Source organism: Hymenobacter defluvii (genome assembly GCF_017589435.1).
In the GTDB taxonomy this organism is placed as follows: Bacteria; Bacteroidota; Bacteroidia; order Cytophagales; family Hymenobacteraceae; genus Hymenobacter; species Hymenobacter profundi.
In genome coordinates, this window is the sequence record NZ_JAGETX010000101.1 from 1 (window position 1) to 682 (window position 682).

Sequence of the window (682 nt, forward strand, 5' to 3'; positions counted from 1 at the left end):
ACTTAAAACTTATTAAGTTCAATCCGATGAATAGGAAAGAGTACCTTCGGATTTTTAGTCAATCAAAAGCTATAGTAGACGTTAGTAATGCGAAACAGACTGGTATGGCAATGCGGGTTATAGACGCTATTGGCAGCGGTAAAAAAGTATTGACAACTAATACTTGGGTTAGGTTGCAAGATGATTACAACCCCCATTATATGCATGTGATAGATTTGAGAAAAATAGAAATACCTAACCTGTTTTTGGAAAACGAAACGATAGAAAGTAGTAAAGACTATTCGATTGATAAATGGTTAAAAAACTTGTTTATTGGTTAACATAGATATTATTATTTTAGTGTGTAATTGTTTTTTGTTTGAAAGAAGTTTGCAGGATAAATTTCATAAAATTTTGTTTTCTCATAATGGATGTGTTTTCTGTTCCGGGTTGGATAAATAAATTTAAATTTCCTTATAAATGTTATGAAGAAATTCCTAGACATTTATTTGATTATATAAATAAAAATCTCTATGCAATTCAAAGTGAAGAACCACTTGTAAGCGTCATAATCAGCGCATGGAATGAGGAAACTAATATATTGACATGTATAGCAAGTTTAGCTAAAATAGAAACAGCAATACCATTCGAAATCATTGTTGTTAATAACAATTCTACAGACAAGACTCAGGATACGTTAGAT

2 protein-coding genes are annotated in these 682 nt (G+C 30.4%); both read left to right on the plus strand.

Going from position 1 to position 682, the window contains the following annotated elements; genetic code table 11:
• A partial coding sequence (locus J4D97_RS23160; RefSeq protein WP_208309648.1) for a hypothetical protein occupies positions 1 to 320 on the plus strand: 320 nt, incomplete at its 5' end.
• 86 nt (positions 321 to 406) lie between these two features.
• The coding region (locus tag J4D97_RS23165) for a glycosyltransferase family 2 protein (RefSeq protein ID WP_208309649.1) at positions 407 to 682 on the plus strand (276 nt) is incomplete at its 3' end.